Consider the following 24,526-nt stretch of genomic DNA (forward strand, 5'->3'; position numbering starts at 1 on the left):
TAAATCCCATATAGAAATCAAGACGCTGTCTGGAAATAAAGCAGAACCAATAAAATTATAAAGTAAGATAACATATATTGCAGTATTTCGGTCTGGAGACCTTGGTTTTAAAATAGGGATTTAAGTGGCCCTTCGGAACACTTAAACCAGTTGAGTTTTTATTAAATGGTTCGTTGTTATATAGGTCTCTGGTTTAAGTGTTCGCTTTTTCAGCGGTCACTTAAATCTAGTATAAAAATCAAGACTCTGTCTGGTAATGGAGCAGAACCAATGAATTTAAAACTAACCAAATAGCGGTAAGATGTTAAAGACCATTTATTGACTCTTCGGAACACTTAAACCAGTTGAGTTTTTATTAAATGGTTCGTTGTTATATAGGCCTCTGGTTTAAGTGTTCGCTTTTTCAGCGGTCAATAAATCTAATATAAAAAACCAAGACTCTGTCTGGTAATGGAGCAGAACCAATGAATTTAAAACTAACCAAATAGCGGTAAGATGTTAAAGACCATTTATTGACTCTTCGGAACACTTAAACCAGTTGAGTTTTTATTAAATGGTTCGTTGTTATATAGGCCTCTGGTTTAAGTGTTCGCTATTTCAGCGGTCAATAAATCTAGTATAAAAATCAAGACTCTGTCTGGTAATGGAGCAGAACCAATGAATTTAAAACTAACCAAATAGCGGTAAGATGTTAAAGACCATTTATTGATTCTTCGGAACAATAGACCAGTTGAGTTTTTATTAAATGGTTCGTTGTTATATAGGTCTCTGGTTTAAGTGTTCGCCCTTCAGCGGTCACTTAAATCTAATATAGCACCAAGACTTTGTCTGGAAATAAAGCAGAAGCAATGAAATTACAATTAACGTACCTATAATGCTCTATTTCGATCTGTAAACCTCCTTTTTAATTTATTTTTCAACATATACCAGGGATAGAGGTTCTAAAAGGAACCTCCTTATAGCTATCTATGATTAAATCAAAAATGCGAAGAGATAAACTGACAAAAGAGATTTGATTTCTGGGTTAGATATTCCTGTACACGTTTCCGATCGCTAGGCGATAAAACGTTCAGCTTCTGTAACCAGTCATCCTGTCTGTAAATCAGTTTCTAGGAGAAAGCAAATTGTTGACATCCTGATTTCTCAAACGTTCAACTGTTAAGCGAGACGATCTACTAAGGGGTATGTGTTAACAATAACAAACATGTTCAGTAGGAGCGATTAATTTGTTTTATTCATGATAGATTATAGGTATATTTATGAAACTATTGCGCTAGCAATGAATTAGTTATTAATCTGCTATGAACACAAAGATGAGCCATCTGTTGGATGAAGATCTCATTCAGATGCTGAAGACCAGTAATCGATCAGCATTTACGGAACTCTACAATCGGTATTGGAAGAAGCTGTTTACCGCTGCCGCCAATAAACTTCGCGATTTAGAAGAAGCCGAAGATATTGTACAGCAGATTTTCATCAGCATTTGGAATCGGAGAGAGGAGCTGGAGATTCATGCTTCTGTCAGATCTTATTTGTCTGTTGCAGTCAAATACCGCGTGCTAAAACATCTGAATGCTCGTTATAAACATAAACATTTTAGTGATGAGGTTTCCGAAGATGTGTTGGCAGAATTAGCCGATGATTCCACACAGCAATGGTTGGAATTTCATGAAGTGAGCGAACGTCTGCAGGTCTTGGTAGAAGCATTACCCGAAAAATGCCGACTGGTGTACGAGATGAGTCGCAACGAGGGGCGGAGCCATAAGGAAATTGCAGCTGCGCTTGATCTCTCGGAAAAAACCATTGAATGGTATATCACAAAGGCGATTAAATCGATCAAGTCAGGTTTACGACTTTTTTTTATCACCTTATAGTTTTTCAACCGATCGGTTAGGGATAACTCCTGAATCTGGAACCTATTATTAAAATCTTGACGATGAATGATATGAAAAATAAACGCATGGAAATGCTTGCTCATAAGTGGTTGGATCATACAATTTCTCAAGAGGAGAAAGATGAGTTCAATCGCTGGTATGGCAAAGGATTGGATTATCCCGTTTATATTGCTGCGGATTATGCGCAATCTGATGAGGAGCTGCGTAAACGAATGTTAAAAGTGATTGAAGATGCCATTCGTCAAAGAAGACGAAATAATGGACTGTGGATACGAACAGTTGCCGCTGTTTTTGTGCTTTTGAGCATCGGAATAGGCGTATATCGCTACCAATCCAGTGAGCAAGCAGTAGTAGTAAAACCTACGACAAGCGGGAAACAAGATATAGCCCCAGGAACGAACGAAGCCACGTTGATTTTAGCTGATGGTAGTCGGGTTTTACTTTCGGACGCGAAAAATGGTCAGCTTGCCAAGCAGGGCGGAGTAGAAGTATCCAAGACCACAGATGGTCAATTGGTTTATCGCTTATCAGCAGGAACGGATGCAGCTCCAGTAGGTAAAACGGTTTACAATACGATTGAAACCCCCTTAGGAGGACAGTATCAGGTGTATTTACCGGATGGGACACGTGTTTGGCTTAATGCGGCTTCCTCCTTGAAATATCCAACATCTTTTTCTGCAGTAGCTCGTAGAGAAGTGCAATTGAACTATGGTGAAGCTTATTTTGAAGTTGCAGAAGATCAGAAGCATCCTTTTATTGTGCAGTCTGATCAGCAACAAGTCGAGGTCTTGGGGACACATTTTAATATCAATGCCTATTCCGAAGATGCAGTGATTAAGACCACTTTGTTATCAGGAAAGATCAAATTAACCAATCTGTTGTCAAAAGAAACAGTAGTGTTACGACCTGGACAACAGTCTCTCATCGATGCTGCAGGTATACAGGTTAAGACCATGGATGATCCGACAATCCAGTTATGGAAAGATGGCAAGTTTTTATTTGATAATGAAAGTATGGTATCCATTATGCGACAGGTCGCTCGTTGGTATAACATCAAGGTAATCTATCAAGATCCTATGCAAGATGTCAGGATTACAGGTTCTGTTTCCCGATTCGAAAAACTATCGAAGCTGTTGGAGAAACTGGAACAAACGGGATTGGTTCGCTTTCAACAACAAGGAGATCAATTGACTGTAATGAAACCTTAGCAAAGAATTTACAAGGGATCAAACAGCCCTGTTTAAATACTGTTTGTATATCGCTTTTTTAATAACCGTGAGGAGTAGATACCTTGCGGTTTTTTTATGATTTTTTTAGCAGAAGGCTAGGGATAGCAACATAGAGAGGAACTTACTAGTATAAACTAATATTATATTTTTATGATGTCTACTATGAGATTAACAACACTACTTTGCTTTTTTTTATTTTTTATAACGAGTACGGAAGCTCAGGATAAATATGGTCGGCCACCGCTTGTACCTGGTATTGCAGAATTGCATATAGGTGATCAGGTACCTGATATCCTGATCGATAAGATTATCAATAACGATAAACGCTCGATTCGAACTTCCGATTATAAGGATAAATTACTCGTCCTTGATTTTTGGGACACGACTTGTGCAACCTGTATTGAAAGCATGCCGAAGGTGGACTCGTTGCAACGCGTATTTGGAGATCGCATCAAATTGTTGTCTGTTACTTATCAACCCGAGGAAATGATCAGTAAATTTTTTAAAACGAACCGTTTTTTAAATGAACGAAATCCACCTGTGCATCGAGCTTCTGTCGTGGATGACCGCGCTCTGCGGTCTTATTTTCATTATGAGACCAATCCACATGTGGTCTGGATTTATAAGGGCAAAGTTGTAGCTATTACAGGTGGTGAATACATCACTAGTGAAAATATACAGACGCTATTGGATGGAAAATCTGTTGCTTGGCCATTGAAAAACGATAGTTTTGACCCCATGAACCCTATTATGCTGTTAAATGGCTTATCAACTGAAGTTATGGATTCGCCTTTCTATGGTTATTCGGTCTTGACAGGAATGTCCAATTCGATGAATATTGGACTTGGAGGAATATTTTTTAAACAAGATACGGTTCTTAATATCAGTCGTTTAACATTTTTTAATCAAGATATTAATGGGGCTTATCAGGTATTGTTGTCTGGAACTAAATCCAGATCGCCAGGTATAATTTCTTATTTAGCTTCTCATCCCGGTCGTAAGGTGTTAGAAATCAAGGATCCATCACGTTATTTATATCGTTCGGAATCTGGAAGTCTGACGGAATGGAATCGGAAAAATTTAATATGTTATGAACTGGTGAAATATGGCGTAGTAGACAAAATGAAAATGGCGAAAATGGCGATACAAGATCTTAATAATAAATTAGGTCTCAATGTGCGATACGAGATGCGAAAAGTGAAATGTTTGGTTTTTGTACGCACGGATAAGCCGATTACAGATACAGTAGAGAGTGACGGGATGTTGGTTCCAGAAATTGTATTGATGCGTTTGGATATGGCACAGAAATACCCTCCTGCCATCGACGAAACAGGTTTTACAGGAAGACTTCGCATGGAACCCGATGATGGTACTATTGCAGGTTTACGTAAGGAAATGCAAAGGCATGGTTTGGATCTTATTGAAGCCGAACGCGAAATTGAGGTTATGGTTATCTCTGATGCCAAATAGTAATCAATAGGAGTAAATTCTTTTAATATTATAAAGCCGTGAAGCATTTGATACTTTACGGCTTTTTTCTCGGCTCTTAAAAAAAGATCGCTTGTCGATAAGAAATTGAAGTAGGGATATCTCATAATTATATCAAATGACTAAATTATTGTTTTTCTGCTTTTTTTTTCTGCAATTTTACTTCGTTACTTCGTTAACTGCACAAGATTTTGAACTACGGGGGCGCGTGACGGATTCACTTCAAGTAAGTATACCAGGAGTGGGAGTTCGAATTTATACAATAAAGGATAGCTTAAGTACAGGAACCGATAAAAATGGAAACTTTAGGTTTCGTTCACTTACCAAGGGGAATATGACGCTTGTCGTGTGGAGCATGGGTTATGAGATCTACAAACAAAATTTGAATTATACAGGAGAAAATGCTGTCTATGAATTGCCTTCAATTATCCTACAAACAAAGTTCCAACGCTTACAGGAAGTAGTAGCCAAGGCACCAGATCTCATACGAATCGCAAAAGATACGGTCGAATATAATGCATCAACTTATGCTGTGGGAGAGCATGATCGATTAGAAGATTTGTTGCGGCAATTACCCGGTGTCCGAATTGATGCCTTTGGTAATGTGATGGCTATGGGAGAGCCCATGACTAAGTTGCGGGTCAATGGCAAGGATTTTTTTACGAATAACCTGAAAGAGTTTTTGAATCAACTCCCCGCAGGGATCATCGCTAAGCTTCAGGTCATCGATGATTATGGTGATCAAGCTAATTTTACAGGAATCAAAGTGGGAAAGCCTCAAAAAATGCTCAATCTGGTCATCAAGGATGGACAAAGTAAAGGTGCTTTTGGAAGTACAGAGACCTCTGCCAGTACGCAAAAGCTATTTAGTGCAGGACTTCAGGGAAATCTATGGTTGGATGTTCATCAATTGAGTGCTAATGCCAATCATACGAATACGCGCACTGAAGAGGGTAGGCAGCGCACCACAAATGCTGGGGTGAATTATAGGCGATCGGGCGATCAGGTAAACTTTTATAGCAATTATGGCTACAGTACCGTAAAACGAACAGGAGATTCAGAAAGTTATAGCGAAAGTGTAACCAGTAAGGGTACGCTTTATAATCGCATACAGCAAAGCAGCACAAATGGCAATCAAGGTCAGCAGGTACAGCTTAACCTACAGTCTCGCAAAAAAAAGGATTTTTGGAATATACAAGTATCCGGGCAGAAGAATACAGGTTCATCAGAAAACCGAAATATTTCGAAACAGAGCGGTGTGATTGTACAGGATCTGGATAATGTCATCCAGAGCAACTCTAAAAATAACACGGGAAATCTTGCACTTTCTTGGAGCCGGAATATGTATAAGCAGGGACGAAGCCTGAGTGCCAATTTATCTGGTTCCGTACAAAGAGGAAAAGAGGAGAGTCATATTCAGGATCAGTTACGTTTTTATGATCAGCGTACGGGCGGTTTTTTGAAAGATTCGGTCAATATGCGTTTGCTGCATGAAAAGAAAGATCTAAGGAATTTAGGGTTTAGTGCTAAATATGTTGAACCTTTGAACGATTATACATTAGAAAAGACAAAGCGGAGCTTGGATATCGGATACAATTTTTCATTACGGAGTGAAAAGCAGCTACGGGAAACCCAGGTACTGAAAGAAGGAATATTACAACGGATCGATTCATTAAGTAATGATTATGGAACCCTATTCAGTATACAACAGCTGGACTTGAGCTACAGAGTGGAGTCACCCAAAATGCAGTATAGTCTAGGCCTAAGTCTCTTTCCTGCAATTATGCATGTAGATGATAGTAAGCTGGGGCGTATATCTTATCGAATAATCAATTTTCTACCTATCGCCAGTATTCGTTATTTGGCTTCGTTAAAAAATAGTATACAATTCAATTACATGGGTAGTAGCACTGCTCCTACGGTCAATCAACTGATTCCTTTGCGGGATCTAAGGAGTTTGCAACAGGTGACGATAGGAAATCCTGAGCTCAAACCCACTAAAAATCATGGTTTGAGTCTAAACCTTAATCGGATAGAGCCTGTTAAGGGACAAACCTATAACCTTTCCTTTAGTGGATCTGTCCTGCAAAATCAAATAGCAAGTAATGTGTTGCTATTACCCGATACCCTTGGGACACTGCGACAAGAAATCCATTACTTAAATGTGGATGGATCCTATAGTTTGGGTGCAAGCTACGATATGACTTTACCCTTTGCGAAGATTTATCAATTCCGATCGGGCACACAGCTGAGTAAAAACCGTTCAATAATCTATCTGGATGAGATAAAAGAAGCAAACAGTACCATTTACCTGAGTCAAAATCTCAGTGTGGTTCTGAATAAAACAAAATTTCGAGGCACATTGAATTTGAACTACTATATAACGAATAGTACTTACAAATTGAATCATAGTTTACGTAGTTACACTTCTACCTTGGAAATCAATAGTGATGCCCGCTGGACAATTTTTCCCTCGCTGATTGTAGGAGCAGGCGTCAATTATCGGATGAATGGTGGCTATCGTATCCCGATCAAGAATCCCATTTTAATCAATGCTTCTGTAGAGCTTTTCTTGACAGCTAAAAAAGAACTGAGTATCCAGCTACAAGGCTATGATCTTTTAGATCAACAACAGTCGGTCAACTTAATGATTAGCAATAATAATATTACACAACAAACCTTTAATCGGATTGGTCGTTATGTGTTGCTCATAGTGAAATATAATCTGTCACGCTTTGGCGGAAAAGAATAATTTTATTCTTTTTAGGCTAGGGATAGTTAGCGCTAACGGAACCTATTTATATTAACCTTTAAAAAACATACTAAATATGAAGAAACTATCTATATTCAGATCAGACTAACAGCTTATAGGCAAAAAAGCCATGGTATGTTCGCGCATACACATGGCTCAAATAGCGGGGCTAACTTAAGCATTCAAATGAAATTTACCTATTAAACCCAACTAACCCAAAAGTATGGATTATTTTTATTTTAAACAAGGGGTGTGGTCTCGCTGGCTTTCACCTCATATTATGCTTGTTATGAAAATAACGACATTTTTACTCCTTATAGGATACTTGCATGCAAGTGCAAATACTTATGGACAAAAAGTAACCTTATCGGAACAGAATGTTCCCTTGGAGCGGATCATCAGCTTATTAAAGCAACAGACAGGATACGATTTTCTTTATGGATCAGATTTGCATGCCGATGAAAGAAAGGTAAATATAGAGGTCAAGAACCAGGAACTGTCTCTAGTCTTAAATCGTTTATTTAATAACCAAACCTTTTCGTATGTAATCAGTGATAAGACGGTAGTGATTAAGTTGGCATCTGGGGAGAATGAACAACAGCGTACGATCCAAGGCAAGGTGTTGGATGAAAACCGAAAACCCTTACAAAGTGCTTCTGTTCGAGTTGAGGGGCGTTCTACTGATATTATTACAGACCCAGAAGGTATGTTTACTTTGACTGATGTACCTGCTGATGCTGCTATTCGGATTACCTATATAGGGTATGATACGCGTACCATTAAAGTATCTAGCATTAAAGGTTTTATAGAGGTTATCATGCGAATGTCTGAGAATACCCTAAAGGAGGTCAATGTACTGAGTACTGGATACTACTCTTTACCTAAAGAAAGAGCGACAGGTTCATTTGAATATGTGGACAAAGAGTTATTTAACCGTAATGTTGGCTCTGATGTCATTACGCGATTGAAAGGGGTTACTGCTTCTACTATTTTCGGACCTGTAGGTGGCCCACCTATGCCTATTCGAAATACTAGCACTGGTCAAGGTATTAGAAAGGTAAGCGTATTGGACAGGCTACAAATACGAGGAATTAGTACCTTGTCCATGAGTACACCATTTGATGCTGGTACACCAGGAAGATTTCCTTTGGTAATTTTAGATAATTTCGTATATGAAGGTGACATTAATAATATCAATCCAAATGATGTAGAAAATGTAACGATATTAAAAGATGCCGCTGCAGCATCCATTTGGGGAAGTCGATCCAGCAATGGCGTCATTGTCATTACGACAAAAAAAGGAAAATTGGAGCAACCTCTGCAAATCTCTGTCAATAGTAATATAACTGTAACGAGGCGACCAAATTTATTTGAACTTCCTGCAATGAGCAGTTCGGACTTTATTGATCTCGAAAAGTTTAATTTTAAGCAAGGTACTTATGATTGGTTTGTTGATAATGAATCGGCCTATAGAATGGATGTATCGCCAGTTGTTACTTTATTAGCAAAACAGAGAGCATTACCTTTGAACGATTTAGCTGGCCGAGCGGCTATTGATGCACAAATCGATGCATATCGAAATAATGATATACGGAAAGATATTTCCAAATATCTGTATCGCGATGCGGTGTTACAGCAGTATGCAGCAAGTTTATCTGGTGGTGGTCGGCAATTCAGTTATTTTTTTTCTGGGGGATATGATAATAATATCTCCAATGAGGTTAATACATATTATCAGCGAAAAAATTTAAGGAGTAGTATGACTTTTAAACCGATAGAAAATCTAGAGCTTACTGCTGATATACGCTTTAACAATGGTTTAAATCATACACCAGCCCATATTCTAAATGATGGACGAATTGTGGATGGTTTACCAGACATACCTTATCAGCGATTGAGTGATGATAACGGTAATCCGGTAGAGTTGGTGATGTCTAATGGTCTATTAGTTAGGCGTCCTTCGTACCGAAAGACAGCAGGAAATGGTAGGTTGTTAGATTGGCGTAATTTTCCGCTTAATGATATCAATAGTAATTATAGCGAGAGCAATGCACATGAGATTATGACAAACTTTGGGATAATTTATAGGATTATTCCGTCACTTCGAGCAAGTATCAATTATCAGTACAGCAATAATACGGATAACTTCAACGAGCTTTTAAGTCGAGAATCCTATATCATGCGAGACTATATTAATTCCTATGCAACTTATAGCAAAACAGATTTAACTGCTCCAGCCACTTTTCAGGTTCCCATTGGTGATGCCGTTAGTCAAGTTACTCTTCCTCGTAAATCCAATATTATACGTGGCCAACTTAATTTTAGCCAAATATTTAGTAAGGTTCATGAAATTAATGCTTTAATAGGAGGGGAACGAAGTGAAGCCAAAGTGAATGGCGGACCTTATGTTGGTCTATTATTAGGTTATAATTCCGATCCCATGTCATTCGGAGCTGTTCCGTATAATGTACCTATACCATTTCTTAATGGTGTTGCTGGGGAGGACATTATTCCAAACCCATATTTCTTGCAACCTTCTTATATCAATCGATCAACTTCCTTGTTTCTGAATGCCTCCTATAGTTACAATAAAAGATACATACTGACAGTCAGTGGGCGAAATGATGCCTCCAATATTTATGGAATCACTGCCAGTGATCGGATCAAACCCAATTGGTCTATTGGTGGGGCCTGGAATATTCATGAGGAAACTTTCTTTAAACCCGGTCTCCTGCAAACGATGAAGTTACGAGCTACTTATGGCTATATGGGCAATGTGAATAATAATATATCGGCTTACCCTACTATTAATTATGTTACTAGCGGACACTTCATTACTGGGCTTCCTTATGCAGCTATCGGTAATGGACCAAATCCAAATTTGTCACCTGAGCGCTCTGGAATGCTCAATTTAGGATTGGATTTTACTTTACGTAACAACAGAATTTTAGGAACCTTAGAGTGGTATGAAAAACGTTCTATTAATCTGATCGCTCCTACTCCTTTGGATATAAGTTCAGGATTTTCAAGTATGATGATGAACTCCGCTAATATGAAAACGAATGGATTTGACGTAACCTTGGAATCGATTAATTTGCAGCATCAACACTTCAAATGGAGTACCAATCTAATCTTAAGCTACACGCATAATGTGGTGACTAAGTACTTATTACCTGATTTTCCTGAAAATTCTAGTTTTTATGTTCCTTTTTCTTCAGGAGCCCAATATCAGAATATCTATCGTGAAGGTAAAGATCCTTTTAGTCTCTATACCTATAGATTTGCAGGTCTAGATCCACAAACAGGAGATCCTTTAGGTTATGATAAAAATGGTAATATCACCAAAAATTACAATGATATTTTAAATTTAGAAGTTAAGGATTTAGAAAATCATGGATCGATTATTCCGCTTTATTATGGTGCTTTTCGAAATACGTTTCAATGGAAATCTTTCTCCTTATCTGCTAATATGCTCTATAAATTTAAATATAAATTATATAGACCGGGATATAGTCATGACAATGTGTTTTCTTATTTTCCTGCAACGATGCCTGAGTATTCAAGGCGTTGGCAAAAGCCAGGTGACGAGCAGAAAATAGACGTTGTACCTTCAATAAGACCAAATGGCTTTGATTATCAACGCGCTACATTTTATAGTGCTTCTTCTGCCCGCGTAATCAGTGGAGATCATATTCGATTGCAGGATATTCGTTTGGATTACCATATCCCAAAACAAGGACGCGTACTGCGTAGTTTGCAGGTATACTGCATGATCACGGATCTGGGGGTTATTTGGCGAGCCAATAAATCTAGCCTCGATCCTGAAACGATAGGTATGCCTTCTACACCAAGAAGTATTACAATAGGATTTAATGCAGGTTTTTAATTTGACGAAATAGAGAAGATTATGAAACATTATCAGATAAGTAAGTATATAATCGTCATTCTGTTATTGTATACACAAACAGGATGTCAAAAGGATTTTTTGGATCAGAAACCAGATCTGAGTATAACTACGCCAAGCACATTGGCAGACTGTCAAGTGATATTGGATAATTATGATCGCATGAATGGGAGTTATCCTGATCATGGGGAGGCCGCAGCAGATAATTATTATTTTACGGATGCTAGTTATGATGCTCTTTACGATTACAATGTTAAAATACAGGAAAGTAAAGCTAATTATATATGGGATCCAAAAGGAGAACATGTAGTGCAATGGGGTGCACCTTATGCGGTAGTGTATAGTGCGAATTTAGTGTTGAGTGTTTTAGAAAAACTCCCTATTGATGATCCTAACTATAAGATCATAAAAGGATCCGCATTATTTTATCGGGCTTTTGCTTTTTATCATTTGGCTCAATTATTTTGTAAACCTTATGTGACTACTACAGCGACTACTGATCTCGGAATTCCTTTACGTTTAACCCCAGAACCTAATGAAAAATCAGCTAGAGGTACAGTACAACAAGTTTATGACCGCATTACACAGGATTTGATAGAAGCTATAGTTTTATTGCCAGTTGAGGTCAAAATTAAATCCAGACCAAGTAAAGCAGCTGCCTATGCCGCACTGGCAAGAACTTATCTAGCTATGGAGGATTATCCTAAAGCTGGGAAAATGGCAGATGAATGCCTGAAACTGCAAAATACGTTGATTGATTATAATGAGACAAATGAGATACCTACAGCTACTACAGTAAAGAGTAATTCTTCTGGACCTTCTTTTACACGTTTTAATGCAGAGGTGATTTTTCAATCCGTAACAATTTCTGGGACTTTGGATCCCAATATAGCACGAATTCATCCACTGTTGTATAATTCCTATTCTACAGATGATAGAAGAAAAAGCGTGTTCTTTGGTGAAGGAAGCGATTGGATGGGCAATCCTAACGGAGTTATTGGATTCAGAGGTAATTACGATGGGACTCTAAATCCAGTCTTATTTATGGGGCTAGCTACAGATGAGATGTATCTGATTCGAGCGGAATGTTATGCTCATGCTGGTAATACAACGTTAGCGATGACTGATTTAAACACTTTATTGGCAAAACGCATGATGCCACCGTATATTAATCGAACAGCTGCGAATCCAAATGATGCTTTGGTGCAGATTTTAACCGAAAGGAGAAAGGAGTTAGTTTTTAGAACTTTACGTTGGACTGATTTGAGACGATTGAATAAAGATCCACAATTTGCAGTGACCTTACGTCGGGATATGAATACGATAACTCATAGTCCTTTGCTACCCAATGATCCACGTTATACATTTTTGATTCCGACTAAAGAAGTCATCGAATTAACCGATATTGAACAGAATCCAAGGTAATATCTTATTTTAATACTATAAACATGAAGAATATAAAAGTTATATCAAAATTAGTAAGTTTAAGTTTATTAATCTTCTTAATTCTGTTCTTGTATTCCTGTCAGGAGGAGGAGACTTTTCAAGTAGAAACTGGTATTGCTAAGGTTAACGTAATCAATGCTATAGTCTCTGGTGGTAAAATAAAGGCCAACGTATCTGCGAAAAAACTAAATTGGATTGATATTCCTGATGATCAAGTGTTGGGCGAGTGGAATTTAGGGCGTCTGTATATTGTGCCGACAGACAAGGCCACTATATTACAAATAGCTTCTCTTACTGATACCACCAAATTGTGGTATAACCATCAAGCTAATTTGAAGAAAGGGAAGATGTATTCCCTTTATCTATCCGGTACCCCCAATGCTATAGATACACTTTTTAAGGAGGAAACTGATTTTCCGGACTATATTTTGCGGGACGCGGGCAAACTTACGCCTACTACTGACAGCATTGTCAACATCCGTTTTGTCAACCTGTCTCCATCTGGACCAAAAGTGGATATAAACATCCAAGGAATGAGTACAAAAGAAGTGAATGGTTTGGAATATCAAACTTTTACAAATTTTAAAGCATATCCGGCTACTAAAGATATATATAATATAGTCTTTGAGATTCGTCGTTCTTCCGATCAACAATTAGTGGACACTTATTATTTCAGTGTAGATAATTTTCGTTTTAAATCTGTAGCTGTAGTGATGATGGGGATATATCCCAGTGTACCTACAAATCCTTATACCGATAATTATCGGATTGAATCTTTTCTTTATCAATAGAAGATATGGAACATAAGAAAACCTGCAAAGCTCACTTTGCAGGTTTCTTTTTAGCTGCTCGTGGGCAGTACGGATGAGACCGTCGATTTTAGTTATAATAAACTATTTTTGTGTTAAAGAAAAAATTTAAACATACCGATATTTATACGACAGACGATCTCAATTTTACATTTGTAGTTTCTGTTCGATTATTAATTGCGAATGCCATTTCCTCCAATAAAGCAAATGTTATCACAGGTTGACCTGAAGAATCAGTTGCTTGGATGCTACATAAGAAATCACGAGGCGATGTACAAGTTGGCGGATTTGCTTGAGGATTACCGTAAAAAGCTGGGTTTGTAACACTGTAAGGAGGAATTCCTGTTGGATTATATGGATACCAAGGCATAATATTAATGCTTTTATAAATCAAAAAGCGTAAACTTTAATTGGTGCTTACTCTGTTATAGGGTTTTCAGCTTCGCCCTTTGCCTACTCGATTACGGATTTTCGGCCTACTCCGTTTTTGTAGTTATAGTAAACTACTTTTTTGTGCTAAATAAAAAATTGAAACATATCGATATTTATACGACAGACGGTCTCAATTTCACATTTGTAGTTTCTGTTCGATTATTAAGTGCGAATGTTATTTCTTCCAATAAAGCAAATGTTATCACGGGTTGGCCTGAAGAATCATTTGCTTGGATGGTACATAAGAAATTATCGGGTGATGGACAAGTTGGTTGATTTGCTTGAGGATTACCGTAAAAAGCGGGATTTGTAACACTGTAAGGAGGAGTTCCTGTTGGATTATATGGATACCAAGGCATAATATTAGTGCTTTTATAAATCAAAAAGCGTAAACTTTAATTGGTGCTTACTCTGTTATAGGGTTTTCAGCTTCGCCCTTTGCCTACTCGATTACGGATTTTCGGCCTACTCCGTTTTTGTAGTTATAGTAAACTACTTTTTTGTGCTAAATAAAAAATTGAACATATCGATATTTATACGACAGACGGTCTCAATTTCACATTTGTAGTTTCTATTCGGTTATTAATTGCGAATTCCATTTCCTCCAATAAAGCAAATGTTATCACAGGTTGACCTGAAGAATCAGTTGCTTGGATAGCACATAAGAAATCATGGGGTGGTGCACAAGCTGGTGGATATGCTTGAGGGGGACCAAAATAATTTGTGTTTATAACACTGTAAGGAGGAGTTCCTGTTGGAAGATATGGATACCAAGGCATAATTGTAACGCTTTTATAGATCAAAAAGCATAAACTTTAATTTCTTTAGAGCCTACTCTTTTCTGGATTTTCGGCATGTTCCTTATTTTTTATAGATGATACCAAATTTTATCGATCCCCTCCAACCGAAAATATTCTGGTCGTAGGATAATATGTTCACTATCGCATCTATATTGTATGGCCTTATGCATCTCTTTACATATTTCCTGATCCAGGATCGGTAAGCCATACTCACCTACGAAAGTATTGATGGCATAAATCTGACTCGTCGTATCGGTATTGACTGGACGTTTACTCCCCACCACATACAGGGTATATTGGTTAGGATCTAATGGATCCTGTTTCGAACCTAATGGTGGTGTAAATAAATACCAAACTCTCATCGCTTCAATACCTTAAAAATCATAACTTCTAAATATGCTTACTTTGTTATCGAGTGTTCAGCATTTCCCTTTTCAGCTCTATGTTTTAAATTTTCCTTTTACCAACCTGATGATAGGCACCGTACGGCTCTCTCTTTATGGGATCTATGTACGGTGCACCTATATCAGGAGGAAATTTAAAACAGTCAAACATTAATCGCAATCTTTACAATGACTACCTTTTAGCAATACATTGGTTGTGTTGGTTTGATTTTCCAATGCACAACAGATCTCTTCTTCTAGATCACAGGTAATGATCGGTTTTTTGCAGTGATCGTTTGCCTGTATAGCACAGACCACGAGATATCCTTCGCAATGTGGCGGATGTTCGCCATACAAAGTGTACTGATGCTCGTCTTTTGGATTACCGTCTTTTTTACAGCAGGGGGTGAATGAATACCAAGGCATAAATAAGGTGCTTTTATAGATCAAAAAGCGTAAACTTTAGTTATTTAAATAAATTGAACTCTATAACCAGTATGCCCAGCAGAGCTATGCCCGTTAGCCATATATTGACTTTAAAATGTTTTTTCCAACCTATTCTCCGGAACATTGCTCCGCAAGGGCAAGGGTAACTATCATATACCTGGTAGATGATTCCAGAAACATAGATTGTAAAGATCAGCATTAGACCGAATGAGAAGTACAAGCCCATTAATCTAGTTGAGGGGAACAGTAGCATAAAGACTACTGAAAGCTCTAAGATCGGAAGCAAGCCTGTCAAGATTGGGACGGTCCACTTCGGGATTGCTTGAGATTTCAGCACTTCGTAAAAGTACTTGAACTTAAAAAATTTCGGTATCGATGTATACGCCCAAAGTAGGACGAATAAAGTAACAATGGGATATATAATTAAAGTCGCAATCATAATATTCTTTTTATTTGTTGAATTAATCTGATACTAAGTTCGAGAGAAATAGAGTTTAGGAGTTAGCAAAAGATTGTCAGTTTTAATGATGAAAATGGAACAATTTTTTAGTCAATAATAGGCCAAAAGAACTATCAAGCACTTTACATCCAAGATGTAAAGAATTGAACAATAGATGTATATTTAAAGTAGCTGTTATCATATGCGTTTTTATTTGTTGAATTAATCTGATACTAAGTTCGAGAGAAATGGAGTTGGAGTGTTAGCAAAAGATTGTCAGTTTTAATGAGTGAAATTGAACAATTTTATAGCTAATAATAAGATAAATGGATTGTTAAACACGTTGCACCTTAAATGTAAAATATTGACTAGTATGTTTAATTAAAGGCTATTCATGCGATATTTTCTTATGAAGAGGTACTTTATCGATCTGCGCAATTCCATTGAACAGGTTTATTCAAATATTTATGAAGTTCAGATTCAGATAATAGTAATTAGGCATAACCTAAGAAAAACTAAAATTTTTGTGTTATCTCCCCGAAAACAAATATCTATACATATCCATTAGGGAAGTGGCTCCGTATGAGAACTTCTTATTAGTATACTTACGTTAAAATGCATTTCATACCTATAAATTTCACGAATATGCTTTCAATAAATTTTATGAAGAATAAACCATTTCTACTCATCCTTTTATTACTGCTAGCCACCTCGTCTTTTGCTCAAAATAAAGATGCTATAGCCTTTGCAAAAGTGATCAATAGCACAAATGCTAAAGAACATCTTACTATATTGGCTTCGGATGAATGGCGTGGTCGAGAGGCTGGAACCGTTGATGGTCAAAGAGCAGCACAATATATTGCGGATTACTATCAAAAAATAGGGATAAAAGGTGCTAATAATGGGGGCTACATGCAAGAAGTGACCGCTATGCGTATCCCATTGTCCGAATCTTTACAAGTTCAGAAGATGTCATTTAAACCTGTGCTCGATTTTTTTAATATACCTGGCTCTGTTTCCTTGTCTGGTTTCCATTTGGAAGCGGATAGCATACTTTTTGCAGGTTATGGAATTATTAAAGAAGGATTTGAATCCTATAACGATTTTCAAAATCAATCTGTAACTGGTAAGGTCGTGATGTTGCTTGGATCTGGATCACGAGATGAAACATTCTCTTTCCAAGATAAAATCAAGTATTTATCTTTCCATAAAGCGAAAGCAGTTTTGATGGTCGAACCTGTGGTGGATAATAAATCGGATGGACTTTTGCAACACCTTACCAACAGTCAGATGCTCTTAGAGGGTTCGACGGAATTATCTACTGTAGAAAAGATGACACAGAGTATGCCGCTCATTTATATCGGACAAAGAGTTGCTGATGTATTATTAAAGTCCGCAAACACCAATCTTGTTGCGATCAGAAAAAAGCTTACAGAAAACAATAAGCCTTATCCATTTGTTTTTAAAACTGACTTTTCGGCTTCAGCCTCAAGAGCACTGGAAACGGTTCATCCAGCCAATGTATTGGGTTTTATTCCGGGGTCAGACCCCATATTGAAAGATGAGGTAATATTGCTCAGTGCACATTATGATCATTTGGGAATAAATCATTATAGTGTGGGCGATAGTATCAACAATGGCGCGGATGATAATGGATCGGGAACTACTGGTCTGTTACTTATGGCAGATGCTTTTATGCAGGCTGTTAAGGCAGGTAAGGGGCCTAAACGCAGTATTTTGTTTATGGCGACAACTGGTGAAGAAAAGGGATTGCTCGGTTCGTCTTGGTATATCAATCATGCTGTGATATCTTTAAACAAGATTATTACTAATCTCAACGTAGATATGATTGGTCGTACTGATACGTTGTCGCACTCCGATAACAATTATATCTATATCATAGGTGCGGATAAACTGAGTTCTGACCTAGATCGGATTGTAAAAGAAACAAATGCTACCTATACGAAACTTGAACTGGATGAGCGGTATAATGTACGTAATGATCCATTTCAATTGTATTACCGATCAGATCACTATAATTTTGCTAAGCAAGGCATACCCGTTACCTTTTACTTCAGTGGCTTTCATTCGGATTACCATAAACCTAGCGATGAACTTTCCAAAATTGACTTTGATCTCTTGTGCAAACGAACACAATTAATTTTTTATACAGCCTGGGAATTAGCGAATGCTAAGACAAAACCTACGGTGGATAAAAAGATGGAATAGTTGTAAGCATTGGTTATTAGTGATATATGTTTTTAAGTATACTGTTCTGAAATAGTAAGAGGCTGTATCAAAACGTTAAAAGTTAGATACAGCTTCTTTTTTGTAATAGCCAGCTTCTTGCCTGAGTATTTCCTGGATCTGATCTATTTTTCTTTTTTTCAAAAAAGGGTTAAAAAGTACCTTTTTAGGCTGCTTTTTTCCTTAAGTTTTGTGCAATTGCTAATAATGCCCATTCAATTTCCACTTTTTGCTTGCCTTTGAGCATAAAGCGGCGGAACCGGTGGTTCTGTTTAATGTTTGCAAAGACTGGTTCAACATCGCAACACCGCTTTTTTCGTTTTTTTATTCCTTCTTCAGAATTCAACAAATGATAAGCTTTGTCTCGATATCCAATCAGGTCATGGTTGATCTCCACAATTCTATTTCCTGCCGATTTATGACAGGTTCCATTTAATGGACAGGTGGAGCAGTTTTTTGCTTGGTATCTGGTGTACGTCTGAATAAAGCCCGATTTTGTTTTTTTATGGGCCTTTCCGATTGATGCCATTTGTTGACCCATTGGACAGATCACCACATCCAGTTCTTTATTGTGAAATAGTCTGTCAGTACTGAATGGCTTCCTGTTGTTGTTTATCGAACATGCCATACTTCACATAGGCTTGGGTACCTAGGTTTTCTAAGAGTTCGAAGTTCTCCTGTGAACCATATCCCGCATTGGCAACAAGGATTTTAGGGGCTGCACCATAGGATTCAATATGTTGTTCTAAATGAGATCTTAAGGTATTGGTATCCGTCGCCTCAGGATGGATACTGTAGTTCACGATAAACTGATTGCAGGTTGATATCTGAACATTATAACCTGGCTTGAGCTGGCCATTGCGCATATGATCTTCCTTCATGCGCATAAAAGTCGCATCTGTATCCGTTTTACTATAGCTATTACGCTCACCTAGTGTTTCTTCCTGCCTGTCATACTTTTCCAGGTTTTTGCCAAAGTTTTTCTTGATGTACAGAAGTTTTGCCCGATGTTTCTTATCCACCTTTTTGCTGCTGCCAAGAACTTCATTTATCCGCTCAACAGTATCCTCTAGATTTTCCCTATTAAGCCCTTTGTTTGTTGGAGGTTCCGGTGGGAGCTCGTCATCTTCTTTTTGGGCAATAACACAAGCGTAATCCCAGATGTCCTGCAATTGCTGTTTCATCTTGAGCTTGTTGGTCTGGATGGACTTTTTCCAAACAAAAGTGTACTTACCTGCATTTGCTTCAAGCTTAGTACCATCTGTATAAACCTCTTCGATTGATAATAACCCCTCTTCATTAAGTAAGATAACAACTTGATTAAATACTTCCCGCAAAGAACCTTTAAGGCGAACACCACGGAACCGGTTAATGGTATTATGATCAGGCCTACTCATGCCGCTGAGCCACATGAATGGAATATGCTCTTTACAGGCAACGGAAAGCTTTCTGCTGGAGTAAATATTGGAAACATAGCCGTAGATCAATACCTTCAAAAGCATCAAAGGATGATAACTTGAAGCACCGGTTTTATAATATTTGTCAAGAATACCATCAATGTTAATGGAGTTGATCACTTGGTCAATGATCCGAACAGGATGGTCCTGGGGAATCAATTCATCAAAGGTTGGTGGAAAGGCCATCAATTGATGCTGATAATAGGGTTTGAAATTAGGTAATTTTCGAGACATAATCATCGATTTATAATATATAAATATATGAAAATCAAATGATTGTATAAATAAAACAAGAAAATATATAATACAAAAAAAGACTGTATCAACTATTTATGATACAGCCCCTTATTATACACTCAAAATAGGTCTAGGTGTTTTGTTTTTAAGGTTTCAACTTGACGTTTGTACTGTCCATCCTGTTTTGTAGGGCATTACCTATTTCACAAAGTAAGGCGAAGGTGAGAATTGGCTGTCCTCCACTGTCATTCGCCTGTATTGCACAAAGGAATTTTTTTGGAGTTGGACAGAATGGAGGATTACTTCCTACAAGTGTGTAACTGTTTGGACCGCAAACAGATCCTCCAATATATGAATACCATGGCATAATTATAGCGCTTTTATAGATCAAAAAGCTTAAACTTTAATGAATTACCTACTCTATTATAGGATTTTCGGCTTCCTCCTTTTGTTTATATTGGATGGTAGATATGGAAATAGAATAATTACATATTGCATTTTTCCACATATACTCGTTTATTGATACTAAGTTCAAGAGAAATAGAAGGAAGGTGTTAGCAAAAGCTTGTCTGTCTTATTGATAAAAAGTGGACAAATACAGTTAATGATTATGACAAAATTGAATAAGAAGACTGTCTAAATACCCTTTAAAAAGAAATTACCGACTTTACAACGTGGATTTTCTTGTTTTTATTTTCAAGATTTAATAAAAACAAGAAAGATGCTTTTAACCTCATTTTTTTTCTAAGATCTTTTTCTTCAACAAGTACCCTCGTCTAGTGAGTCCTACGTGCATCGATTTTGTATAAACTGAAATAATATTACATAACAAAAGATTCTCTTATTTAACTTGGACAAGAATATGAAATAAATTTAAGTACCTTGTTTTGAAATAAGAGATTGTAATTTGTATGACAATCTCTTATTATCCATTCAAAATAGGTCTATGTATTTCATTCTAAGGCTTCAATCTTATATTAGTTGAATTAACACATTGGACATTGATTGCTGCTAGACAATCGTACATTTGTCGTATCTATTCTACATTGAAGAGCATAAGCAATTTCTGCACAGAGTGCAGCTGTGATAACAGGTTTTCCCGCATTGTCATTCGCCTGTATTGCACAAAGAAAATTATTTGGCGGTGGACATGGAGGAGGTACAGCCCCCAATAATGTATAATTATTGGGATCGCAAGGAAGACAAGGAGAGGTGGGTGTAAATAAATACCAAGGCATAATTTTGTTGCTTTTATAGATCAAAAAGCTTAAACTTTAATAAATGCCTACTCTGTTATAGGATTTTCGGCAACCTCCTTTTGGTTTATATTGGTGGTCGATATGGAAATAACGCGGTTACATATACTGCACTTTTTCCATAACGACTCGTTTGTTGATACTAAGTTCAAGAGAAATTGGATGGTGGGGTTAGCAAAAGCTTGACAGTTTTATTGACGAGAAGTCGACAAGTATAGCTAATGATTAAGACAAAACGATCAAGAAGGCTTTAAAGGTCTCTTAAAAAAAGAAATCCCCGACTTTACAAGAGGGCACTGAAAAAGTTCCCTTTAGAAAAGACAAGAAGAAAAAATCTAAAAACACGAGCCAAAGGCTCTGAGAATCGCTTATTTCTTACAATAAGTATGTTATTTCTCAAATATTGAAAGGAAAAGGGCTTGTACAAACAAAAATGTACAAGCCCTAATTTTATCGGTAGTTTTTCAGTGCCCTCACTTTACAACGGGAATTCCTTTTTATTTTTCAAGATTTAATAAAGATTAAGAAGATACCTCCTTAACCCTTACCTCGTCTTTTTTCTAATATCTTTTTCTTCAACAGCGAATAGCCTTGTCGAGTGAGTCCGACATGCATGGCTTTGGTACAGACAGAAGCAATATTGCAGAACAAAGGGTTCTCCTCTTCAAATTGGATAATACGCTGTACGGAAGCTTCATTCAGTAACCGGATCCGATGTTGAAAGGCTTGCTCATTCACATTGGAAATATGCTCCAGATGTGAAGCAACCTCAGGAAATTCGCCGCGTATAGCAAGGATTTCTTTATAACTCATCGATAATACAGTACCAGGTTCGAGCATTTGGATATAATTGTTCCGATATTCACCTCGGCTTAGACTGGAAGAAAAGAGCATTAGTTCGTTTTTCTTCCAAATTTGCGTACCACAATTCGTACCCTTGGTTTTGTTATAATAATAGCTATGTGCCATACCTTCCGTAGAAAGCCAGATGCGACCTTCTTCACCTGGACCTTCCGATTCCAGTTCTTGGTATTTGAGCGCTTTTTGAATCTGGCAGGAACGTTCTACTCGTTTGAATAGTAATTCTTGCCGATCTGGTGTCATGTTTAAATTGTTTTTTATATACTGTTTAATAACATTGTGTTTATATTCTTCCATGGTGAATTGGTTTTTTTTACAAATGACAGATTTCTTTATAATACGCTAATGAAAAGGACAGGTTATGTTATCCCATCGATTGGAGATCAGCAAAATTGACGTTAAGTGATCCAACAAATACGTGCATATATATCATTCAGGATGTCGATTCCAAATTGGAAAGAGAAAAGCCATGGGATTGGTTATTGTAATAAAATGGGGAAGTCCCGATCCTCCAATCTGGTTTAACATGATGGGGTAATTGCGAGCATTAAAATAGCTCGGTATAGACCCAAGAAAATCAGCAGTCATATAGACAAGACTGAATTGCAGTTTCCCAAAAGAGAATAGGGCTGATTTGCTCCACATGACGGGAACAGATGCTGTACTAATTGATGTTTTCATACCTGTAGATGTTTTATAAATTTCTTATAAAATAACAGGCATTTTTACTGTAAATCAATAGCATTTTTGACAAAAACCTGAAATGTACAACTTTTGTACATTTATTTTCGGAAATGTACAGTGTAATTTTTATTAATTATAGTTTGATTTTTATTTTTTTTGTTTATATTATAGCAAAATCAATTTTGAACTGTTGGGAACAGCTAAATCTTTTGATTGTACTTGTCTTGAAATTGTGTCGTTTGTTACTCTTATTTTTTATCAGATCGAAACAGTCCTGATCCATATGGGGAGATGGATTAATTTATTCTTTCCGACCAATGCAAACCATTCGGTAATTCTGAGTTTGAAAACTCCAAATGAATCACTCTTCTTCGCTGATTATTGGTCGTACGGTTGGAACCATGCAGGATCAATGGCTTCATAATCATAATTCCACCAGCTTCGACACAACAAATCGTTTCTTTTTCTTTTGCAAAATCTATGGTTTCCAGTCGATTAACTCCTTTTAGATGAGAACCTTCGATGACTTTTAAGGCGCCATTTTGTTCATTTGTTTGATCCAAATGGATCCGGATTGTGAAATTGTTTTCTAAAATAGCAATAGGGGGTTGGACGGCAAATTGATTTTGCTTCTTTGTCCATAACCTAAAACCAGGGACATCCATCTTTTTATCAACGGATATGGTTAAGTCTTGATGGTAAGCGACATACCAATTGGAAGTTTCGGGTTTATCAAAATAGATACTTTTGACTAGAAAATACTGTTCACCAAATAGTTGGTCAATCAAAGTTTTCAGTTTATCCGTAAATACCAGATCATATAATGCTGGAACTTCTTGGAGGACTTGTCTAATGGCAAATAGATCAGCTGATTTTCTAAAGGTATCTTTCGAGCTGTTTGCATTGTCTATGGCTGTAATCATGTTGGTTATTTCATCTTTGGAAAAGATCGAATTGATAACAGAAAAGCCAAGTTCAGCACTGTTTTTCTTATGGTTTAGGAGTTCGTCCATCAGATTTTGTTATACTAACGTACTTTAGCTGCTTTTTGTCACTTGGCGACAGGAGGCAACAATTGATATTGTAAACCAAATCGAAAGACACGAAGACGTGCATCTGTTGAAGGAGAACCGATCATATTACTGGTATAATCTTTCATTCCCCAGGCATATCCGGCAAATACCGTGTAGCGATCATAGTTCACATTGAATTGCAAGCGAGGCCGAAGATCTAGTTTCATGAGATCAGAACCTCTGTTATATTCAAAATCCGTTTGTTTTCCTTGGTTCGTTTCGACACTTCCTTTTTCTCGTATGCTGAGCGTTTTGGCGATATCCATACCCAATTGGACATCCATGGTCATGGGTTCAAAAGAAAAGCGGTAACCAAAAAAAGGATTAACGTTTAAAAACTGCTGATTTAGTTTTGTCAACCCACGATTATCGTTTAAAAAACCATCTCCTTCTAAATCCACTTTGGTTTGTAGCCGTTCGAAGGCTCCTTCGAGACCCAATAGAAAATTACTACTGAAGATATAGCGATAGTTGATGGCTCCACCCAGGTTAACCCCACGTTTTTCTCCGAAAGGATTATTGGTATAATAGCTTTCTGCGTCAGTTCCATTCAAGGTGCTTTTGGCTACACTTCCATCTCCCGTAAAATTGGAAAAACCAGAAGTAATGCCCAATCGTAGTTCATGAGTTTGCGAAAATGCGAAAAATGGCAAAACGCAAGTGAATAAAACAAGGAATAGAATTCTT

20 protein-coding genes and 1 pseudogene are annotated in these 24,526 nt (G+C 37.3%); 8 read left to right on the forward strand and 13 right to left on the reverse strand.

Features of this window, described 5'->3' with window-relative positions:
* Positions 1-1,301: 1,301 nt before the first annotated feature.
* From LZQ00_RS06105 to LZQ00_RS06135, 7 genes are all read left to right on the forward strand, one after another.
* Complete coding sequence (locus LZQ00_RS06105; RefSeq protein ID WP_234513201.1) at positions 1,302-1,874, forward strand: RNA polymerase sigma-70 factor; 573 nt, start codon at positions 1,302-1,304, stop codon at positions 1,872-1,874.
* A gap of 62 nt (positions 1,875-1,936) precedes the next feature.
* Positions 1,937-3,103, forward strand: a complete 1,167-nt coding sequence (locus tag LZQ00_RS06110; RefSeq protein ID WP_234513210.1) for a FecR family protein — start codon at positions 1,937-1,939, stop codon at positions 3,101-3,103.
* Between the two features lie 183 nt (positions 3,104-3,286).
* A complete protein-coding gene (locus LZQ00_RS06115; protein ID WP_234513221.1) occupies positions 3,287-4,594 on the forward strand; it encodes a TlpA family protein disulfide reductase in 1,308 nt (435 codons plus the stop codon).
* 136 nt (positions 4,595-4,730) lie between these two features.
* Positions 4,731-7,364: a TonB-dependent receptor gene (locus tag LZQ00_RS06120; RefSeq protein WP_234513223.1), complete on the forward strand. Its 2,634-nt coding sequence runs from the start codon at positions 4,731-4,733 to the stop codon at positions 7,362-7,364.
* A 289-nt stretch (positions 7,365-7,653) separates the two neighbouring features.
* Positions 7,654-11,250, forward strand: coding sequence for a SusC/RagA family TonB-linked outer membrane protein (locus LZQ00_RS06125; RefSeq protein ID WP_234513233.1), 3,597 nt, complete (start codon positions 7,654-7,656; stop codon positions 11,248-11,250).
* A gap of 21 nt (positions 11,251-11,271) precedes the next feature.
* Positions 11,272-12,693, forward strand: coding sequence for a RagB/SusD family nutrient uptake outer membrane protein (locus LZQ00_RS06130; RefSeq protein WP_234513243.1), 1,422 nt, complete (start codon positions 11,272-11,274; stop codon positions 12,691-12,693).
* A gap of 23 nt (positions 12,694-12,716) precedes the next feature.
* Positions 12,717-13,505 carry a DUF4397 domain-containing protein gene (locus tag LZQ00_RS06135; protein ID WP_234513245.1) on the forward strand — a complete coding sequence of 263 codons (789 nt, stop codon included), beginning with the start codon at positions 12,717-12,719 and terminating at the stop codon, positions 13,503-13,505.
* Between the two features lie 142 nt (positions 13,506-13,647).
* Here the strand turns inward: LZQ00_RS06135 and LZQ00_RS06140 are convergent, their stop codons facing one another.
* The 6 genes from LZQ00_RS06140 to LZQ00_RS18505 all read right to left on the reverse strand — a co-directional run bounded on the left by LZQ00_RS06140 (position 13,648) and on the right by LZQ00_RS18505 (position 16,024).
* On the reverse strand, positions 13,648-13,893 hold the full coding sequence (locus LZQ00_RS06140; protein WP_234513247.1) for a hypothetical protein: 246 nt from the start codon (positions 13,891-13,893) through the stop codon (positions 13,648-13,650).
* 175 nt (positions 13,894-14,068) lie between these two features.
* Entirely contained in the window at positions 14,069-14,314 is a 246-nt protein-coding gene (locus LZQ00_RS06145) for a hypothetical protein (RefSeq protein ID WP_234513249.1), read from the reverse strand.
* A gap of 174 nt (positions 14,315-14,488) precedes the next feature.
* Positions 14,489-14,734, reverse strand: a complete 246-nt coding sequence (locus LZQ00_RS06150) for a hypothetical protein (protein ID WP_234513251.1) — start codon at positions 14,732-14,734, stop codon at positions 14,489-14,491.
* A gap of 89 nt (positions 14,735-14,823) precedes the next feature.
* Positions 14,824-15,117: a hypothetical protein gene (locus LZQ00_RS06155; RefSeq protein ID WP_234513252.1), complete on the reverse strand. Its 294-nt coding sequence runs from the start codon at positions 15,115-15,117 to the stop codon at positions 14,824-14,826.
* A 192-nt stretch (positions 15,118-15,309) separates the two neighbouring features.
* Positions 15,310-15,564 (reverse strand): hypothetical protein, encoded by a 255-nt coding sequence (locus LZQ00_RS06160; RefSeq protein WP_234513254.1) that lies wholly within the window; start codon positions 15,562-15,564, stop codon positions 15,310-15,312.
* A gap of 40 nt (positions 15,565-15,604) precedes the next feature.
* A complete protein-coding gene (locus LZQ00_RS18505) occupies positions 15,605-16,024 on the reverse strand; it encodes a MauE/DoxX family redox-associated membrane protein (RefSeq protein WP_411028061.1) in 420 nt (139 codons plus the stop codon).
* Positions 16,025-16,687: 663 nt separating this feature from the next.
* Here LZQ00_RS18505 and LZQ00_RS06165 point away from each other — a divergent pair.
* On the forward strand, positions 16,688-18,253 hold the full coding sequence (locus LZQ00_RS06165) for a M28 family peptidase (RefSeq protein WP_234513265.1): 1,566 nt from the start codon (positions 16,688-16,690) through the stop codon (positions 18,251-18,253).
* Positions 18,254-18,437: 184 nt separating this feature from the next.
* Here the strand turns inward: LZQ00_RS06165 and LZQ00_RS06170 are convergent.
* From LZQ00_RS06170 to LZQ00_RS06200, 7 genes and pseudogenes are all read right to left on the reverse strand, one after another.
* A pseudogene (locus LZQ00_RS06170) lies at positions 18,438-19,962 on the reverse strand (IS1182 family transposase).
* A gap of 148 nt (positions 19,963-20,110) precedes the next feature.
* Positions 20,111-20,332 carry a hypothetical protein gene (locus LZQ00_RS06175; protein WP_234513267.1) on the reverse strand — a complete coding sequence of 74 codons (222 nt, stop codon included), beginning with the start codon at positions 20,330-20,332 and terminating at the stop codon, positions 20,111-20,113.
* Positions 20,333-20,951: 619 nt separating this feature from the next.
* Complete coding sequence (locus LZQ00_RS06180) at positions 20,952-21,203, reverse strand: hypothetical protein (RefSeq protein WP_234513269.1); 252 nt, start codon at positions 21,201-21,203, stop codon at positions 20,952-20,954.
* Between the two features lie 555 nt (positions 21,204-21,758).
* Complete coding sequence (locus tag LZQ00_RS06185; protein ID WP_234513280.1) at positions 21,759-22,379, reverse strand: hypothetical protein; 621 nt, start codon at positions 22,377-22,379, stop codon at positions 21,759-21,761.
* Between the two features lie 132 nt (positions 22,380-22,511).
* Positions 22,512-22,763 (reverse strand): hypothetical protein, encoded by a 252-nt coding sequence (locus LZQ00_RS06190; RefSeq protein WP_234513282.1) that lies wholly within the window; start codon positions 22,761-22,763, stop codon positions 22,512-22,514.
* Between the two features lie 299 nt (positions 22,764-23,062).
* A complete protein-coding gene (locus LZQ00_RS06195; protein ID WP_234513283.1) occupies positions 23,063-23,779 on the reverse strand; it encodes a phytanoyl-CoA dioxygenase family protein in 717 nt (238 codons plus the stop codon).
* 38 nt (positions 23,780-23,817) lie between these two features.
* Positions 23,818-24,492: a hypothetical protein gene (locus LZQ00_RS06200; RefSeq protein WP_234513285.1), complete on the reverse strand. Its 675-nt coding sequence runs from the start codon at positions 24,490-24,492 to the stop codon at positions 23,818-23,820.
* Positions 24,493-24,526: the final 34 nt, after the last annotated feature.

This window comes from Sphingobacterium sp. SRCM116780, assembly GCF_021442025.1.
In the GTDB taxonomy this organism is placed as follows: Bacteria; Bacteroidota; Bacteroidia; order Sphingobacteriales; family Sphingobacteriaceae; genus Sphingobacterium.

Coding starts and splice junctions, on each gene's coding strand:
- LZQ00_RS06105 (WP_234513201.1), top strand. CDS start 1,302: ATGAACACAAAGATGAGCCATCTGTTGGATGAAGATCTCATTCAGATG.
- LZQ00_RS06110 (WP_234513210.1), top strand. CDS start 1,937: ATGAATGATATGAAAAATAAACGCATGGAAATGCTTGCTCATAAGTGG.
- LZQ00_RS06115 (WP_234513221.1), top strand. CDS start 3,287: ATGAGATTAACAACACTACTTTGCTTTTTTTTATTTTTTATAACGAGT.
- LZQ00_RS06120 (WP_234513223.1), top strand. CDS start 4,731: ATGACTAAATTATTGTTTTTCTGCTTTTTTTTTCTGCAATTTTACTTC.
- LZQ00_RS06125 (WP_234513233.1), top strand. CDS start 7,654: ATGAAAATAACGACATTTTTACTCCTTATAGGATACTTGCATGCAAGT.
- LZQ00_RS06130 (WP_234513243.1), top strand. CDS start 11,272: ATGAAACATTATCAGATAAGTAAGTATATAATCGTCATTCTGTTATTG.
- LZQ00_RS06135 (WP_234513245.1), top strand. CDS start 12,717: ATGAAGAATATAAAAGTTATATCAAAATTAGTAAGTTTAAGTTTATTA.
- LZQ00_RS06140 (WP_234513247.1), bottom strand. CDS start 13,893: ATGCCTTGGTATCCATATAATCCAACAGGAATTCCTCCTTACAGTGTT.
- LZQ00_RS06145 (WP_234513249.1), bottom strand. CDS start 14,314: ATGCCTTGGTATCCATATAATCCAACAGGAACTCCTCCTTACAGTGTT.
- LZQ00_RS06150 (WP_234513251.1), bottom strand. CDS start 14,734: ATGCCTTGGTATCCATATCTTCCAACAGGAACTCCTCCTTACAGTGTT.
- LZQ00_RS06155 (WP_234513252.1), bottom strand. CDS start 15,117: ATGAGAGTTTGGTATTTATTTACACCACCATTAGGTTCGAAACAGGAT.
- LZQ00_RS06160 (WP_234513254.1), bottom strand. CDS start 15,564: ATGCCTTGGTATTCATTCACCCCCTGCTGTAAAAAAGACGGTAATCCA.
- LZQ00_RS18505 (WP_411028061.1), bottom strand. CDS start 16,024: ATGATTGCGACTTTAATTATATATCCCATTGTTACTTTATTCGTCCTA.
- LZQ00_RS06165 (WP_234513265.1), top strand. CDS start 16,688: ATGAAGAATAAACCATTTCTACTCATCCTTTTATTACTGCTAGCCACC.
- LZQ00_RS06175 (WP_234513267.1), bottom strand. CDS start 20,332: ATGCCATGGTATTCATATATTGGAGGATCTGTTTGCGGTCCAAACAGT.
- LZQ00_RS06180 (WP_234513269.1), bottom strand. CDS start 21,203: ATGCCTTGGTATTTATTTACACCCACCTCTCCTTGTCTTCCTTGCGAT.
- LZQ00_RS06185 (WP_234513280.1), bottom strand. CDS start 22,379: ATGGAAGAATATAAACACAATGTTATTAAACAGTATATAAAAAACAAT.
- LZQ00_RS06190 (WP_234513282.1), bottom strand. CDS start 22,763: ATGAAAACATCAATTAGTACAGCATCTGTTCCCGTCATGTGGAGCAAA.
- LZQ00_RS06195 (WP_234513283.1), bottom strand. CDS start 23,779: ATGGACGAACTCCTAAACCATAAGAAAAACAGTGCTGAACTTGGCTTT.